Source organism: Microbacterium keratanolyticum, from assembly GCF_016907255.1.
Taxonomy (GTDB): domain Bacteria; phylum Actinomycetota; class Actinomycetes; order Actinomycetales; family Microbacteriaceae; genus Microbacterium; species Microbacterium keratanolyticum.
Map to the genome: position 1 here is coordinate 1 of NZ_JAFBBQ010000001.1, position 16,496 is coordinate 16,496.

Sequence of the window (16,496 nt, forward strand, 5' to 3'; positions counted from 1 at the left end):
CTCATACTCATCAGCCAGCGTCACCAGGCGCGCGATGGACTGCTCATCCCGTGGCACCGTCTCGACAGGCACCGCGAGCATCCCATCGGGATCGCACCGTGCGACGCCGACGCGTGCCTTCCCGACGTCGATGCCGAGACGCACTCCGCGCCGGAAGTCACTCACGCGCGACGCAGCTCCGCTTCGATGGCCGAGAACGCGGCCGGCAGAGCCGAGGCATCCGCCCCGCCGCCCTGTGCGACATCGTCTCGTCCGCCACCGCCGCCGCCGAGAACACCCGCGGCGATCTTCGCGAGGGCGCCCGCCTTGGCACCGGCCGCCCGTGCCGCATCATTCGTCGCGATGACGACCATCGGCCGCCCGGCCGCGACACCTGCGACAGCCACGACAGCAGCATCCGATCCCAGACGCTCACGCACGGCAAGAGCCAGCTCGCGCACGTCATCCGCCGACCCGACCTCACCGACCGACTGCCCCACGAACTGGTGGGAGCCGACACGCGTGGCGGTCTCCGCGAGAGCCGGAACCTGTCCGGCGCGTTCCTTCGCTTCGAACTGGGCGATGCGCTTCTCTGCGGCTTTGAGCTGCGCGGCGAGCTCGGCGATGCGGTCAGGAAGCTGCTCACGCGGCGTCTTCAGCGACGAGGTCAGCTGCGACACGATCGCACGCTCGGCAGCCAGTTCACGGAAGGCGTCCTGACCGACAAGGGCTTCGATACGTCGGTTGGATGCGCCGACGGATGCTTCGCCGACGAGGTTGATGAGACCGATCTCCGCGCTCGTGCTGACGTGCGTTCCCGCACACAGCTCACGCGACCAGGGGCCGCCGATGTCGACCATGCGCACGACGGAGCCGTACTTCTCGCCGAACAGTGCCATCGCACCGGCTTCCTTCGCCTCATCGAGCGACATGACGCGCGTCGTGACCTCGAGCGACTCCTGAACGGCGCGGTTCGCGATCTCCTCGATCTCGGTGCGGGTCTCGGCGGACAGCGCCTGACCCCAGGAGAAGTCGAAGCGCAGGTATCCTGCGCGGTTCAGCGAGCCGGATTGCGTCGCCGTCTTACCGAGCGTGTCGCGAAGGGCCGCGTGCACGAGGTGGGTCGCCGAGTGCGCCTGACGCGCGGCACGGCGGTTCGCGGCATCCACGACGGTCGTGGCCGTATCGCCGACGGCGACGCGTCCCTGACGGACCTCCACCGTGTGGCTGATGAGCCCCGGAACCGGTCGCTGCACGTCCAGCACATCGAGCACGAAACCGGGTCCGACGATCGTGCCCTTGTCAGCCACCTGACCACCGGACTCCGCATACAGCGTCGTTTCGGCGAGAACGATCTCGACGACCTGACCTTCGCTCGCGCTCGTCGCGGCCTGGCCGTCGACGAGCAGCCCCAGCACGCGGGACTCAGTCTCAAGGTCGTTGTACCCGAGGAACTCCGTCTCGCCGAGTGCGCGCAGGTCACCGTAGACCGAGACGTCCGCCAGCTGGCGCTTGCGGCTCTTGGCGTCTGCCTTGGCGCGCGAACGCTGCTCCTGCATGAGCGAGTCGAAGGCGTCGCGGTCGACGCTGAGGCCGGCTTCCTCGGCAATCTCGAGCGTGAGGTCGATCGGGAACCCGTAGGTGTCGTGCAGCAGGAACGCCTCAGAGCCGGCGAGAGCCGTCGATCCCTGCTTCTTGGTGTCCTCGACCGCGAGGTCGAGAATCGTCGAGCCCTGCGCCAGTGTCCGAAGGAACGTGGCCTCTTCAGCGTTAGCCGCGGTCGAGATCTGATCCCAGTCCTGCTCGATCACGGGGTACGCCGACTTCATGGCGTCGCGGGATGCGCTGAACAGCTCGGGGAAGGTCGGAGCGTCCACGCCCAGCAGGCGCATGGAGCGCACGGTACGGCGCATCAGTCGTCGCAGGATGTACCCGCGACCCTCGTTGGAGGGGCGAACGCCGTCGGACAGCAGCATGAGCGAGGAGCGCACGTGGTCGGCGATGACGCGGAAGCGCACATCGTCTTCATGTGAAGCACCATAGGTGCGGCCCGAGATCTGCTCGGCGCGGTCGAGCACAGGACGCACCTGGTCGGTCTCGTACATGTTCTCGACGCCCTGCTTGAACATCGCGACGCGCTCGAGGCCCATACCCGTGTCGATGTTCTTGTTCGGCAGGAAGCCCGCGATGTCGAAGTCCACCTTCGAGCGCACGTCACTCAGCAGATCCTGCATGAAGACGAGGTTCCAGATCTCGGTGAAGCGGTTGTCGTCGACGATCGGACCGCCGTCCTTGCCATAGGCAGGACCACGGTCGATGTAGATCTCGGAGCAGGGTCCGCCCGGGCCCGGCTGACCCGTGTGCCAGTAGTTGTCTTCTTTGCCCATGCGCTGGATGCGCTCCGCAGGGAGACCGGCGATCTTCTGCCACAGCGCGGCAGCCTCGTCGTCCGTCTCGTAGACCGTGACCCAGATGTCACGCTCGGCGAATCCGAGACCGCCGTCGGCCTCGGACTTCGTCAGCAGGTCCCAGGCGTAGGTGATGGCGCCTTCTTTGAAGTAGTCACCGAACGACCAGTTGCCGAGCATCTGGAAGAACGTGCCGTGACGCGCCGTCTTGCCGACCTCTTCGATGTCATTGGTGCGGATGCACTTCTGCACGTCGGCGGCCCGCGGGAACGGCGCCGGTACGACACCCGTCAGGTACGGGACGAACGGGACCATGCCCGCGATCGTGAACATGACGGTCGGGTCATCGCTCACCAGCGACGCCGAGGGAACGATCGTGTGATCGTTCTGCTCGAAGTAGTTGAGGTAGCGCTGAGCGATCTCCGCGGTCTTCATGGGAGTAAAACGTGTCCTTCTGTCAGAACGATGCACCCCGCGGGGTGCGGGAAGCGGATGAAAGTCAGTTGCGATCGTCGTCGAGGGGCTGGGTGAGCCGCGCCTCTTGCTGACGGTAGGCATCTCCGAGGATGCCCGTGAATTCCGTGATCCGGGAATCGACCTCGGCCAGGAGGTCGTGACCGCGCGGATCCTTGTTCATGAAGTGCGCAGCCACGAAGCCACCGATCACGCCGATCAGGAACCACACCACGTTCTTCATATCGCCACCTTGCCTAGGAACCGCATTCTCACGGTGTCATCCATCGTATGCGGAAACGACAGAAGGCGTCGGGTCGCCCCGACGCCTTCTGCTGAGAATACGAGTGCTTAGCGCGCTGCGTAGTACTCGACGACGAGCTGCACTTCACAGGTCACGGGAACCTCGGCACGCTTCGGGCGACGCACGAGACGCGCCTGGAGCTTGTCGAGCTCGACCTCGAGGTAGCCGGGAACGGGCGGCAGAACCTCAGCGTGTCCACCAGCGGCGGCAACCTGGAACGGCTCGGTGCCTTCGCTCTTCGGCTTCACGTGAATGAGCTGACCCGGCTTCACGCGGAAGGACGGGCGGTCGACGAGCTGGCCGTCAACAAGGATGTGACGGTGCACGACGAGCTGGCGAGCCTGTGCGGTGGTGCGGGCGAAGCCGGCACGCAGCACAAGCGCGTCCAGACGCATCTCAAGGAGCTCGACCAGGTTCTCACCGGTCAGGCCGTCCTTGCGACGAGCCTCGTTGAACGCGATGCGCAGCTGCTTCTCGCGGATGCCGTACTGCTCGCGCAGACGCTGCTTCTCACGCAGACGGACAGCGTAGTCGCTGTCTGCCTTGCGCTTGGTGCGGCCGTGCTCACCCGGAGCGTAGGGACGCTTCTCGAGGTAGCGGGCTGCCTTGGGCGTCAGCGGGATGCCGAGGGCACGGGACAGGCGGACCTTGCGGCGGTCCTGGGACTTCGTAACCACGAAGCTTCCTTCCGATTACGCGGCCGTGTCTTTCACGGCTCGCGGACGTATCGCCTCGATTCCGCCTGCTCGATGCGCACGCCGGGGCACGTCGAGAAGTGGTTCAGGAAAAGAGGGATGCCCGAAAACACGGTTTCGAGCCGCATCAATCCTACCAGGCCGCTCGCGCCCCGCAGGCGTGCGGTGTGCGACGTGGATTCAGGAGCCCAGGATACGGCGGATCCGCTCCAGCCGCGCATGCACGTCGCGCTCTGCGCCGAGCTGCTTCGGCGCATAGTAGGTGCGTCCGCGCAGTTCGTCAGGCAGGTACTGCTGGGCAACGATCCCGGCGTCCGCGTCGTGCGGGTAGCGGTAGCCCTTGCCGTGCCCGAGACGCTTCGCTCCCGGATAGTGCGCATCGCGCAGATGCACAGGCACTCGGCCGAAGCCGCCGGCGCGAATGTCGGCGATAGCGGCGTCGATGCCGACGTAGGCGGCGTTCGATTTGGCGGTCGTCGCCAGGTAGATCGTCGCCTCGGCAAGCGGGATACGCCCTTCCGGCATCCCGATGAAGGCCACGGCGTCGGCCGCGGCGACCGCGATCCCCAGCGCCTGCGGATCGGCGAGGCCCACATCCTCGGCGGCCGAGATCACGAGCCGCCGCGCGATGAACCGCGGGTCTTCGCCTGCCTCGATCATCCGAGCGAGATAGTGCAGGGCGGCGTCGACATCGGAGCCGCGGATCGACTTGATGAACGCGCTCACCACGTCGTAGTGCTCATCCCCCTGCCGGTCGTAGCGCAGCAGGGCACGGTCGACGGCCTGCGCGACGTCATCGTCCGTGATGCGCGGCTTCTCCCCGTCCACGAGACGCTCAGGCGACGCCGCCACCGATGCCGCCGCTTCCAGCCCTGTCAGGGCACGCCGACCGTCACCGGATGCAAGGCGGATCAGCGCAGCACGGGCGGAGTCATCGACCTCGATCTGATCGTTCAAACCGCGCGCATCCGCCACCGCTCGATCGATCAGCACACCGATGTCGTCGTCGGTCAGCGGCTGCAGGGTGAGCAGCAGCGACCGCGAGAGGAGCGGAGAGATGACCGAGAACGAAGGATTCTCGGTGGTCGCCGCGATCAGGATCACCCAGCCGTTCTCGACACCGGGCAGAAGCGCATCCTGCTGCGCCTTCGTGAAGCGATGGATCTCGTCGAGGAACAGGATCGTGCTCTGGCCGTACAGATCGCGCTGGTTCAGCGCCTGCTGCATGACCTCACGAACGTCCTTCACGCCCGCCGTGATCGCGGAGAGCTCGACGAAGCGTCGTCCTGATGACCGCGCGATCGCCTGCGCGAGCGTCGTCTTGCCGGTTCCCGGCGGACCCCAGAGGATCATCGACACCGTGCCGGGTGCCGCCGCCGCGGGATCGGCAAGCGTCACGATCGGCGAACCGGGGCGAAGCAGATGCTGCTGGCCCGCCACTTCTGCCAGGGATGTCGGTCGCATGCGCACGGCCAACGGCGTCTGAGCCGAGAGCAGGGGCGCGGGAGAGGTCACCATCCCAGGCTAATGCGCCCGGCCGACATCGCTCGCGGTAGGCTCACACCTGCCCCGTCCCTCAGGAGATGACATGTCTGCACGACGCCCTTCGAAAGCCCGCGACCGCAGCGTTCGCGAAGCTCAGGAACGCGCCCGACTGCACGCCGCGCGCACGGAGTGGCACGCCTCGCGCATCCGTCGTCGCGTGCGCGACAACATCATCGTGGGCATCGTGGGCGGGCTGATCGTCGCGGGCGCTTTCGTGAGTCAGGCCGTGCACGCACAGGTGACACCACCAGCACCTGCGCCGAGTCCGTCGCCGACCTCGACGGTCGAGCCGACGCCGGAAGCACCCGCCGTCGAGACCCCCACGCCGACGCCTGCGCCCTAGGTGCGACAAGGCGGCCCACCATTCTCCGAGCGGCGTACTAGGCTGAAGACTGTCCTTTCCGCCTCCCGCGGCACAGTCGCGCAAGGAGTTCACCGTGTCTGCCAACGAGCCCACGAATACGCCCACCCCGGTCCCCGCGCCCCCGCGCATGCCACGTCCTACTCCCCCGGCGCCCACCGCCCCGGCCGCCGCACCCGCGTCGCCGGTCGCGTCCGCCGACTCGGCCGAATGGGGCCGCGTTGACGACGAAGGCACCGTCTCGGTCCGCGAGGGCGAAGACTGGCGCATCGTCGGGCAGTACCCCGACGGAACGCCCGCCGAGGCTCTCGCCTACTTCGTGCGCAAGTTCGATGACATCGCCTTCAAGGTCCACACGCTCGAACAGCGGCACCAGGCCGGCGGTGCATCGGCATCCGATCTGACGAAGCAGGCGCGTCACCTCCTCACCGAGGTGACCGATGCTGCCGCCGTCGGCAACCTCGCAGAACTGCGCGAACGCCTTGACACGCTCGTCACCTCGCTGGCTGAAGCCACTCGCCTCGAGTCGCAGCAGGCGAAGGCCGCGCTCGACGAGGCCATCGCGCACCGGACGTCCCTCGTCGAACGCGCCGAGGCGATCGCCGCACAGGACCTCTCGTCTGTGCAGTGGAAAAAGGTCACGGTCGAGATGACAGAGCTCTTCGAGGCCTGGCAGGCGCACCAGCAGTCCGGCCCGCACCTGCCGAAGGGCGTGGCTCAGCAGCTCTGGAAGCGTTTCCGCGATGCGCGCTCGACCGTCGATCGTCACCGCCGCGCCTTCTACGCCGAGCTCGACGAGAACCACAAGGCCGCCCGCGACCGCAAGGCACGCCTGGTCGAGCGCGCCGAAGCTCTGGCACCGCGCGGTCTCGACGGAATCCCGGCGTACCGCACGCTGCTCGATGAGTGGAAGGCTGCGGGGCGTGCCGGCCGTAAGGCCGACGACGCCCTGTGGGCCAAGTTCAAGGCCGCTGGCGACGCTCTCTACGCCGCGCGCGCAGAGCAGTCCGCCGCGGAAGAGGCCGAGTCCGCACCCCGTATCGAAGAGCGCACGGCGCTCCTCGAGGAGGCCAAGGCCGTGGCGGATGAGCCGAACATCGCCAAGGCCCGTGCCCTGCTCACGCGCATCCAGCGCCAGTGGGATGAGGTCGGGCGCATCTTCCCGCGCGACAAGGAGCGCGCGCTGGATGACAAGCTCCGCGTGATCGAGCAGGCTCTGAAGGCACGTGAAGATGTCGACTGGAAGCGCAACAACCCCGAGACGAAGGCGCGTGCCGGCGCGATGAGCAGCCAGCTCATCGATGCGATCGCCAAGCTCGAGGCTGAGCGGGACGCCGCCGAGAAGTCCGGCAACGCGAAGGCGCTCAAGGAGGCGACAGAGGCACTTGAAGCCCGTCGCGCCTGGCTCTCGGCACTCGAGGGCTAATCACCCGCCGTTTCGGCAGACTCTTTCCACAGGGGAGGCACGCACACGTGCCTCCCCTGTGCTGTTCCCGCAGACTGGTCGGGTGCATCCCGCCTTCCTCCTCATCCCCGGCGAACGTCTCTCGCAGGCGGAGCTGAGCGCCGCCCGTCTCGACGGCGACGTGGTCGAGCTCGGCGACGCGTACACGCCCACCGACCTCGTCGAAAGCGCCGTCACGCGTGCGCACGGCATCAGCATGCACCGACACGGACACACCGGCCTGGCGTTCGTGGGGCCGAGTGCCGCGTGGATTCTCGGCGCGGGCGATCAACCGCCGAACCATCATCACCTTCAGCGCGCAATCCCCCGCCGGGGCCGCCTCACCCCGACGCCGCGCGCGACGCTGCATGACACTCTGCTGCCGGAGGGCGACCAGTTGCTCATCGGAGATGTCCTCGTCTCGACTCCCGGGCGAACCCTCTGGGACCTTGCCCGGTGGGCGCGGCGGGATACAGTGTGCGTGATCTGGGCTCGCAGACTCGCACGTCTTCGTCCGGATTCTCTCGACGACGCCCTGGCGCGCCTTCCGCGCTTGAAGGGACAGCCTGGCTACCGCATGGCGATGGATCTCCTCGCCCAATTCAGCGAGGAGCGGGCGAGACCTTCCGTCTCTCCGCTCAGGAGGACGTGACGCGGTACACGTCGTACACGGCGTCGATGCGGCGCACCGCGTTGAGCACGCGATCCAGATGCACGGTGTCACCCATCTCGAACACGAAGCGACTCAAGGCGAGGCGATCGTTCGTCGTCGACACGGTGGCCGAGAGGATGTTGACGTGATGCTCGCTGAGGACACGCGTGACGTCGGAGAGTAGACCGGCACGGTCGAGCGCCTCGACCTGGATCTGCACCAGGAACACACTGCGCGTCGTGGGGGCCCACGAGACCTCCACGAGCCGCTCTGCGTCGGCGCCCAGCGCCTTCACATTCGGGCAGTCCGTCCGGTGCACCGAGACGCCGCTGCCGCGGGTCACGAAACCGACGATCTCATCGCCGGGCACGGGGGTGCAGCACTTGGCGAGCTTCACCAGGATGTCTGCCGCGCCGCGGACGAGCACGCCGCTGTCGCCCTCGCGAGGGGCACGCGCGCGGCCGATCGGGATATCGATCGCCCCGGTGTTCGTGTCGTTGTCGGCAACGAGGGCCGTGACCTTCTCGAGAACCGACTGCGTCGAGACGTGTCCTTCCCCGACAGCGGCGTAGAGCGCCGAGACGTCTTCGTAGCGCATCTGGTGCGCCACTTCCGTGAAGGAGTCCTGGCTCATCAGGCGCTGCAGCGGCAGGTTCTGTCGACGCATCGCGCGGGCGATCGCTTCCTTGCCCTGCTCGATGGCCTCTTCGCGGCGCTCCTTCGTGAACCAGCCACGGATCTTGTTGCGCGCACGGGTGCTCTTGACGAAGCTCAGCCAGTCCTGGCTGGGGCCGGCATCGGGATTCTTCGAGGTGAAGACCTCGACGACATCGCCGCTCTTGAGCGTCGTCTCAAGCGGCACCAGGCGACCGTTGACCTTGGCGCCCATCGTGCGGTGACCGATCTCGGTGTGCACGGCGTAGGCGAAGTCGACCGTCGTCGCCCCCGAGGGGAGACCGATGACACGACCCTTCGGCGTGAAGACGTAGACCTCCTTCGCGCCGATCTCGAAGCGCAGGGAGTCGAGGAACTCCCCCGGGTCGGCCGTCTCTGCCTGCCAGTCCGAGATGTGCGCGAGCCACGCCATATCGGTGTCGCTGACGCGCTGGGAACCCTTCGGGTCGCCCGCCATCCGCTCCTTGTACATCCAGTGAGCAGCGACACCGAACTCGGCCTGCTGGTGCATCTCGTGGGTGCGGATCTGAATCTCGACCGTGCGCCCACCCGGCCCGATGACGGTGGTGTGCAGCGACTGGTAGAGGTTGAACTTGGGCGTTGCGATGTAGTCCTTGAAGCGACCCGGCAGGGGTGTCCATCGTGCGTGGATCGCGCCGAGCACGGCATAGCAGTCGCGGACTGTCCCGACGAGCACCCGGATGCCGACCAGGTCGTAGATGTCGTCGAACTCGCGTCCTCGGATGACCATCTTCTGGTAGACCGAGTACATCTGCTTGGGTCGACCGCCGACCTTGCCGCGGACGCGAAGGTCTCGAAGGTCGGATTCGACGGCGGCGACGACTTCCTGGATGTACTTCTCACGCTGCGGAGTGCGCTGGCGGATCAGGCTGTCGATCTCGGCGTAGATCTTCGGGTGCAGAACAGCAAAAGAGAGATCTTCGAGTTCGGACTTGATGGCCTGGATACCAAGGCGGTGCGCCAGCGGAGCATAGATCTCAAGAGTCTCGGTGGCCTTCTTCGCCGCCTTCTCCGGCGGCACGAAGCCCCAGGTGCGGGCGTTGTGGAGGCGGTCGGCGAGCTTGATCAGGAGCACGCGGATGTCTTTGGACATCGCGACGATCATCTTGCGGACCGTCTCAGCCTGCGCGCTCTCGCCGTACTTGACCTTGTCGAGCTTGGTGACGCCGTCGACGAGCATCGCCACTTCGTCGCCGAAGGTCGCCGCGAGGTCAGTGAGCGGATATCCCGTGTCTTCGACGGTGTCGTGCAGCAGAGCGGCGGCGATCGCCCGAGGCCCGAGGCCCATCTCCGCAAGGATCTGCGCGACGGCGAGCGGATGAGTGATGTACGGCTCACCGCTCTGACGCTTCTGCCCCGCGTGCTTCTCCGACGCGACCTTGTACGCCTGTTCGATGATCGCAAGATCACCACGGGGGTGGTTGGTACGGGCGGTGCGGATGAGGTTGTCGAGGTCGTTGATCCGGGGCGCGCGCGAGAAGATGCGCGGCACGAGACGACGCAGGCTAGAGCCCTGAGCTGCTCCCGCTTCGGTCATCGTTCCACCTCCCCGAGAGTTCCCATCCTACGCGCGGATGAGAGTGCGCAACGTTCCGAACCACTCACGCCTGACGTCGTCTCCTGCTCTCTGATTACTCGCCGACGGCGGCGCGCTCACGCGCGGCACGAACCCGGGCGTCGCGCTCCATGATCTCCGGCTCCTTCTCGCGGAAGAGGGAGTACAGCGGGGCCGCGACGAACAACGTCGAGTACGTCGCCACGATGATTCCGACGAAGATCGACAGCGAGATGTCCGTCAGCGTCTCGGCGCCCAGCCAGATCGCACCGATGAACAGAATGGCACCGACCGGGAGGGCCGCCACGATCGAGGTGTTGATCGAACGCACCAGCGTCTGGTTCACCGCGAGGTTGACCGAGTCTCCGAAGAGACGGCCACTGCGTTCACCGTCCTCTGTCGTGTTCTCTCGGATCTTGTCGAACACGACCGTGGTGTCATACAGGGAGTACGCCAGGATCGTCAGGAAGCCGATGACCGCCGCCGGGGAGATCTCGAAGCCGGCGAGCGAGTAGATGCCCACCGTGATGATGAGCACATCGAGCAGACCGATGATCGCGGCCGCCGACATCTTCCACGTGCGGAAGTAGATGGCCAGGATCAGGAATGTGAGCGCGAGGAAGATCGCGAGGCCCCACAGCGACTGACGCGTGACGTTCTCACCCCAGCTCGGGCCGATGAACGAGGTAGTCACGGCCTCGGGCTCGACCTCGTAGGCATCGGCCAGGGCCGTAGCCACCGCACGCGTGTCCGCGTCGGTCATCTGATCGGCCTGCACGCGGATGTCGCGGCCGCCGACGGTCGTCACCTTGGTGGTTGCACCCGGGACGACAGAGCGCACAGCCTCCGTTGCCAGAGCCTGATCGGTCGATGCCGGAGCTTCCACGGTGAACTGCGAGCCGCCGGTGAACTCGATCGACAGCTGGATCGGCCGGAACAGCGGCACCAGCGCTGCGCCGACGACGAGCACGATCGCGATGATGAACCACAGGCGACGGCGAGCGACGAAGGGGAACGACGTCTTGCCGGTGTAGAGGTCGTTTCCGAACTCGTTCATGGAGCGCATCAGGCGTTCCCCTCGTTTCCGTTGCTGCCGGCGCTGTCGCTCGTGGCGATCGCTCGTTTGCGTTCCGCGATGGTCTGACGCCGCTCGGCCTCATTCCGTGACCGTGCCGTTCGCGCGGCCTTGCCCATCGATCCGGGCTCGACGACGCGGAACTTGGTGCGCTCCGTGTAGACGGCCCCCAGGGCGGCCGGGTCCATGCCCGAGAGCGGGTGTCCCTGGCCGAAGAAGCGGGTGCGAGCAAGCAGCTGCATGACCGGGTGCGTGAAGATGACGAAGATGAACACGTCGATCAGTGTCGTGAGACCCAGGGTGAAGGCGAAGCCCTTCACCGTCGCGTCCGCGAGGATGTACAGCACGACGGCGGCGAGCACGTTGATCGACTTCGAGATGTAGATCGTGCGCTTGGCACGTGCCCATCCGTCTTCGACAGCGCCGGTGATGGACTTGCCATCACGCAGTTCATCTCTTATTCGCTCGAAGTACACGATGAACGAGTCGGCCGTGAATCCGATCGAGACGATGAGACCGGCAACGCCGGCGAGCGAGAGCCGGAAGCCCATGCGCCACGCGAGGATGCAGATGATGATGTAGGTCAGCACCGCCATCACACCGATGGAGGCGATGATCACGAAGCCGAGCGCCCGATAGCTGAACAGCGAGTAGATCGCGACGAGCGCGAGACCGATGAGTCCCGTCAGCAGACCGATCTGCAGCTGCTGGGAGCCGAGCGTCGCAGAGATCGTGTCAGAGCTGACGACCTCGAAGCTGAGCGGCAGGGCACCGTACTTGAGCTGGTCTGCCAGCGTCTTCGACGTCTCCTGATCGAAGGTGCCGCTGATGCTGGGCTTGCCGTTGAGGATCACACCCTGCATCTGCGGTGCCGAGATGACGGAGCCGTCGAGGACGAAGGCGAACTGGTCACGCGGGGACTCGAGTCCGAAGAGGCGCTGGCTCACACCGCCGAAGACCTCGGTGCCGTGCTGATCGAACGTGATGTTCACGACCCAGCGGCCGCTCGTCTGCTCGCGACCGCTCGTCGCGTCGGTGATCGAGCCGCCGTCGAGCTCGACCGGGCCGAGCAGGTACTTCGCACTGTTGGTGGGGTCACAGGCGATCAGCGGCTCACCGGCCGGAGCCTCCGCGGGGTTCTTCTGCGGGTTCGCGCAGTCGAAGGCGAGAAACTCTGCCTGAAGCTTGGGCGTCGCCCATGCGATGTCGCTGCCGTCGGTCGGCTCGGGCGACGGCGTGGACTGCAGCGTCGGATCCGGGCTCGGGAACGGAGTCTCATTGCCGTCTTCGCCGACGAACGACGTCGCAGCCTGGGTCGTCGCGATCACGGCACGAAGCTCGAGCTTCGCGCTGGCCTCGATGCGGTTGCGCGTCTCCTCGTCGGCCTTGCCGGGGATCTGGACGACGATGTTGCGTCCGCCCTCGGTGGTGATGTCAGCTTCACCGACACCGGAGGCGTCGACACGCTGACGGATGATCGCCGCGGCCTGCTCCATCTGCTCCTGCGACGGGTCAGCGCCGTCCTCCGTGTTTGCGGCCAGAATGATCTGGGTGCCGCCCTGCAGGTCGAGCGCCAGTTCGGGAGTCCATGAGCTCTTGCCGAAAACGTAGACGCCGAGGGCGTTGATGCCGAACAGCACACCCGTCACGACGAGCAGGCTGAGAAGGACCCGCCAGGCGTGACGAGTCGGAGAAGATGAAGCCACGAAAGATCAGCTTTCTGTCAGCGAAGGAAAGTGCGCGTTACTTCTGGTCGTCGTCGCGCTCGAGACGTGCCCGAGTCTCTTCTGCGGACTCGACGCGGGGCTCGTCCACGACAGGCTGGTCATCCAGCGGCGCGGGCTCGTCAGCGACAGCAGAGGTGTCGACAATGCGCAGGATCGCCTGCGAGTGCACGTCGATGACCGTTCCGGGCGCGATCTCGACACGCGCCGGCTTATCGAGGTCTTCGCTGTCGAACTCGACGATCGTGCCGTAGAGCCCGCCCTGCAGCAGCACGCGCGCGCCGGGAACGGTGTCACGCTGCTTCTGCTCCTGCTCCTGCTTCATCTTGGCCGTGCGCTTGCGGGTGTTCAGGATCATGAAGACCAGGAGCACCGCCAGGATGAGGAAGAGGCCGTACTGAGCGAAGAACGTCGCGAAATCCATGTGGAGAAGGTGCCTTTCAGGGAACACGCGCGCACCGTCGATGGCAACCGCATGTGATGGGGGAAATCTTTAGCGATTATAGGTCATCGAACAATGGCGAACCCGTCGCCTGTGGAAGACCGAGATGCTGGTATGCCTCGGGCATGGCGATGCGGCCACGCGGAGTGCGTCCCATGAAGCCGATCCGCACGAGGTAGGGCTCGACGACACTCTCGACGGTCTCGGGCTCTTCGCCGACCGCCACTGCAAGCGTGGAGAGCCCCACGGGCCCGCCGCGGAACTTGCGCACCAGCGCCTCCAGGACGGCACGGTCCAGACGATCGAGGCCGATACGGTCGACGTCATACAGGTCGAGCGCAGCGTGCACATCCCCGGCGGATGCCGCGGATCCTTCGCCATGAACGAGCGCGTAGTCCCGCACCCGCCGCAGGAGGCGGTTCGCGATGCGGGGTGTCCCGCGCGAGCGGCGGGCGATCTCATCACGTGCGATCGACGGGACCTGCACGCCCAGCACGAGTGCCGAGCGGGCGACCACGCGCTCCAGCTCTTCGGACTCGTAGTACTCGAGGTGCGCCGTGAATCCGAACCGATCACGCAGCGGGTTGGGCAGCAGACCCGAGCGGGTGGTCGCCCCGACGAGCGTGAAAGGCGCCAGCTCCAGGGGGATGCTGGTCGCACCGGCGCCCTTGCCCACCATGATGTCGATGCGGAAGTCTTCCATCGCGAGGTAGAGCATCTCTTCTGCGGAGCGCGCCATACGGTGGATCTCGTCGATGAAGAGAACCTCGCCGGGCGTGAGGCTCGACAGCAGCGCCGCCAGATCACCGGCGTGCTGAATCGCCGGACCGCTGGAGAGGCGCAGCGGACGTTCGCTCTCGTGCGCCACGATCATCGCGAGTGTCGTCTTGCCGAGCCCGGGTGGGCCCGACAGCAGGATGTGATCGGCCGGACGCCCCTGGATGCGCGCTGCATCCAGAAGCAGCTTCAGCTGACCACGCACCTTCTGCTGGCCGACGAACTCGTCGAGACTGTGCGGGCGCAGCGCACCTTCGATCGCCAGCTCCGCCTCATCGGCGACCTCACCGGCGTCGTGAAATTCAGGCACGGGCACTTCCCTGACCAGGGCCGAGGGTCGAGAGCGTGCGGCGCAGCAGCAGCGCGACGGACTGCCGCTCGGTTTCACTCGCGTCGGCGGCGCTCTGCTCCGCAGCCTCGGACGCGACCTTCTCAGACCACCCGAGGCCGACCAGAGCGGCAACCAGCTGCTCCGTGATCGCCGTGGTGGCCGTCTGCGCTGGCGCGGCGGCAGCAGGCGGCTTCAGCTTGCCCGCGAGTTGCAGCACGATGAGCTTGGCGGTCTTCGGTCCGATTCCCGACACCCGACGGAACGGCGCATCGTCATCCGCAGCCACGGCCGTCGCGATCTGGTCGACCGACAGGTGCGAGAGCACGCCGAGCGCGGATTTCGGCCCCACGCCGGTCACTCCGATCAGGTGTCCGAAGACCTCGAGCTCAGCCGTGTCGGCGAAGCCGTACAGCGAGAGCGCATCTTCGCGGACGATCAGCGACGTGTGCAGCAGAATCGTCTCGCCGACGTGCGCCGTGTGGGCGACATCTCCGGGAACCGCGACCGAGAAGCCCACGCCTCCTACTTCGACGATCACCGAATCGGCACCCGTGGAAAGCACGACGCCACGAAGGGAGGAGATCATGCTCTCACCCTATGCGAAATCATCGTATATATGTTCGAGCGACACGCTCGGCGTCGGCCCAGGCCTTCTGCGCCGGCGTGAGCGCACCCGCGGCCGCAGATGCGGCGCCGCGACGCCAGGCATGACAGATGGCGATGGCCAGCGCATCCGCAGCATCCGCGGGTTGGGGCGGAGAATCCAGCCGGAGGATCCGCGCGATCATCGCCTGCACCTGCCGCTTGTCCGCACTGCCGTAGCCCGTGACCGCGGCCTTCACCTCACTGGGGGTATGGGTCGCCGCGGGGAGCCCCGCCTCGGCCGCGACGAGCAGCGCAACGCCACTCGCCTGCGCCGTGCCCATCACGGTCTGCAGATTCTGCTGCGCGAAAACTCGCTCCACCGCGACCGCATCCGGCTCATGCTCGCCGAGGACCGCACGCAGTCCCGCCGCAACGCCCGCGAGACGCTCGCCGATCGGTGCATCCACAGGGGTGCGGATGACACCGACATGCACGAGCGTCGCTCTACGGGCCCCGTCGACGTCGACAACACCTACACCGCAGCGGGTGAGGCCGGGGTCAATGCCGAGGACGCGAATGCTTCGTGCTGTCACTCCCCCAGGCTACGCACCGCTTCGGACCCGAACGCGACGGCGCGCCCGCCGCCCGTCTTCCGACGCGGCGACGGGCGCACCGTCGTGATGGTTCTACTCGTCGTTCTCGAGCTCGGCCTGCACCTCGGGGGTGAGGTCGAAATTGCTGAAGACGTTCTGCACGTCGTCGCTGTCTTCGAGCGCATCGATCAGACGGAAGATCTTCCGCGCGGTCGCGGCGTCGACCTCGACCTTGAGGTTCGGAACGAACTCGACGTCAGCCGACTCGTAGTCGATGCCAGCCTCTTGCAGCGCCGTACGCACAGCGACGAGGTCGGTCGCCTCGGTGATGACGGCATAGCCCTCACCGTGCGGCTCGATCTCCTCGGCACCGGCTTCGAGTGCAGCCATCATGACGTCGTCTTCTGTCGTCCCTTCCGCACCGACGACGATGACACCCTTGCGGCTGAAGTTGTACGCGACCGAGCCCGGGTCGGCGAGCGTGCCGCCGTTGCGGCTGAGCGCCGTGCGCACCTCGGCTGCGGCGCGGTTCTTGTTGTCGGTCAGACACTCGATCATCAAAGCGACGCCGTTGGGACCGTAACCTTCGTACATGATCGAGGCGTACTCCACGGCCTCGCCACCGATGCCGGCACCGCGCTTGACGGCCCGGTCGATGTTGTCCTTGGGGACCGACATCTTCTTCGCCTTGAAGACCGCATCGAAGAGGGTCGGGTTGCCTGCCTGATCGGGTCCGCCGAGCTTCGCAGCGACCTCGATGTTCTTGATGAGCTTTGCCCACGACTTGGCACGGCGCGAATCGATGATCGCCTTCTTGTGCTTGGTCGTCGCCCACTTGGAATGCCCGGACATATGTCTCCGCTCGTGTGATCAGCCC

General features: G+C 66.4%; 16 protein-coding genes. 3 read left to right on the plus strand and 13 right to left on the minus strand.

The genetic code is table 11. The features are described from left to right. The 5 genes from ruvX to JOD62_RS00025 form a co-directional block, all read right to left on the minus strand. Positions 1-165: Holliday junction resolvase RuvX (ruvX, locus tag JOD62_RS00005; RefSeq protein ID WP_204939987.1), on the minus strand; the 165-nt coding region annotated here is incomplete at its 3' end. Continuing rightward, complete coding sequence (gene alaS / locus JOD62_RS00010) at positions 162-2,822, minus strand: alanine--tRNA ligase (RefSeq protein ID WP_204937312.1); 2,661 nt, start codon at positions 2,820-2,822, stop codon at positions 162-164. The genes ruvX and alaS, both read right to left, overlap by 4 nt. Positions 2,823-2,886: 64 nt before the next feature. Beyond that, a complete protein-coding gene (locus JOD62_RS00015) occupies positions 2,887-3,084 on the minus strand; it encodes a hypothetical protein (RefSeq protein WP_204937313.1) in 198 nt (65 codons plus the stop codon). Between the two features lie 107 nt (positions 3,085-3,191). Beyond that, positions 3,192-3,821: a 30S ribosomal protein S4 gene (gene rpsD / locus JOD62_RS00020; protein WP_204937314.1), complete on the minus strand. Its 630-nt coding sequence runs from the start codon at positions 3,819-3,821 to the stop codon at positions 3,192-3,194. 198 nt (positions 3,822-4,019) lie between these two features. Then, positions 4,020-5,357 carry a replication-associated recombination protein A gene (locus JOD62_RS00025; RefSeq protein WP_204937315.1) on the minus strand — a complete coding sequence of 446 codons (1,338 nt, stop codon included), beginning with the start codon at positions 5,355-5,357 and terminating at the stop codon, positions 4,020-4,022. A gap of 70 nt (positions 5,358-5,427) precedes the next feature. Between JOD62_RS00025 and JOD62_RS00030 the strand changes: the two genes are divergently transcribed. The 3 genes from JOD62_RS00030 (at position 5,428) to JOD62_RS00040 (ending at position 7,841) form a co-directional block, all read left to right on the plus strand. Beyond that, positions 5,428-5,727, plus strand: a complete 300-nt coding sequence (locus JOD62_RS00030; protein WP_204937316.1) for a hypothetical protein — start codon at positions 5,428-5,430, stop codon at positions 5,725-5,727. A gap of 94 nt (positions 5,728-5,821) precedes the next feature. Beyond that, positions 5,822-7,171 carry a DUF349 domain-containing protein gene (locus tag JOD62_RS00035; RefSeq protein WP_271171566.1) on the plus strand — a complete coding sequence of 450 codons (1,350 nt, stop codon included), beginning with the start codon at positions 5,822-5,824 and terminating at the stop codon, positions 7,169-7,171. An 82-nt stretch (positions 7,172-7,253) separates the two neighbouring features. Continuing rightward, positions 7,254-7,841: a hypothetical protein gene (locus tag JOD62_RS00040; RefSeq protein ID WP_204937317.1), complete on the plus strand. Its 588-nt coding sequence runs from the start codon at positions 7,254-7,256 to the stop codon at positions 7,839-7,841. On the opposite strand, the gene JOD62_RS00045 is transcribed toward JOD62_RS00040, so the two are convergent. The 8 genes from JOD62_RS00045 to JOD62_RS00080 form a co-directional block, all read right to left on the minus strand. Next, positions 7,828-10,074, minus strand: coding sequence for a RelA/SpoT family protein (locus JOD62_RS00045; protein ID WP_204937318.1), 2,247 nt, complete (start codon positions 10,072-10,074; stop codon positions 7,828-7,830). The two genes, JOD62_RS00040 and JOD62_RS00045, sit on opposite strands and share 14 nt — an antisense overlap. Before the next feature lie 94 nt (positions 10,075-10,168). Further along, positions 10,169-11,158: a protein translocase subunit SecF gene (gene secF / locus JOD62_RS00050; RefSeq protein ID WP_204937319.1), complete on the minus strand. Its 990-nt coding sequence runs from the start codon at positions 11,156-11,158 to the stop codon at positions 10,169-10,171. Continuing rightward, the gene (gene secD / locus JOD62_RS00055; RefSeq protein ID WP_204937320.1) at positions 11,158-12,873 is read right to left on the minus strand and encodes a protein translocase subunit SecD; all 1,716 of its coding nucleotides are present in this window, start codon (positions 12,871-12,873) and stop codon (positions 11,158-11,160) included. Before secD ends, secF begins: the two co-directional genes overlap by 1 nt. A 37-nt stretch (positions 12,874-12,910) precedes the next feature. After that, entirely contained in the window at positions 12,911-13,315 is a 405-nt protein-coding gene (locus tag JOD62_RS00060; RefSeq protein ID WP_204937321.1) for a preprotein translocase subunit YajC, read from the minus strand. Between the two features lie 76 nt (positions 13,316-13,391). Further along, complete coding sequence (gene ruvB / locus JOD62_RS00065) at positions 13,392-14,420, minus strand: Holliday junction branch migration DNA helicase RuvB (protein ID WP_204937322.1); 1,029 nt, start codon at positions 14,418-14,420, stop codon at positions 13,392-13,394. Further along, complete coding sequence (gene ruvA, locus JOD62_RS00070) at positions 14,413-15,027, minus strand: Holliday junction branch migration protein RuvA (RefSeq protein WP_204937323.1); 615 nt, start codon at positions 15,025-15,027, stop codon at positions 14,413-14,415. Before ruvA ends, ruvB begins: the two co-directional genes overlap by 8 nt. Positions 15,028-15,046: 19 nt before the next feature. Continuing rightward, positions 15,047-15,619 (minus strand): crossover junction endodeoxyribonuclease RuvC, encoded by a 573-nt coding sequence (gene ruvC / locus JOD62_RS00075; RefSeq protein WP_204937324.1) that lies wholly within the window; start codon positions 15,617-15,619, stop codon positions 15,047-15,049. A gap of 93 nt (positions 15,620-15,712) precedes the next feature. Continuing rightward, positions 15,713-16,471: a YebC/PmpR family DNA-binding transcriptional regulator gene (locus JOD62_RS00080; protein ID WP_204937325.1), complete on the minus strand. Its 759-nt coding sequence runs from the start codon at positions 16,469-16,471 to the stop codon at positions 15,713-15,715. Between the last annotated feature and the right edge of the window lie 25 nt (positions 16,472-16,496).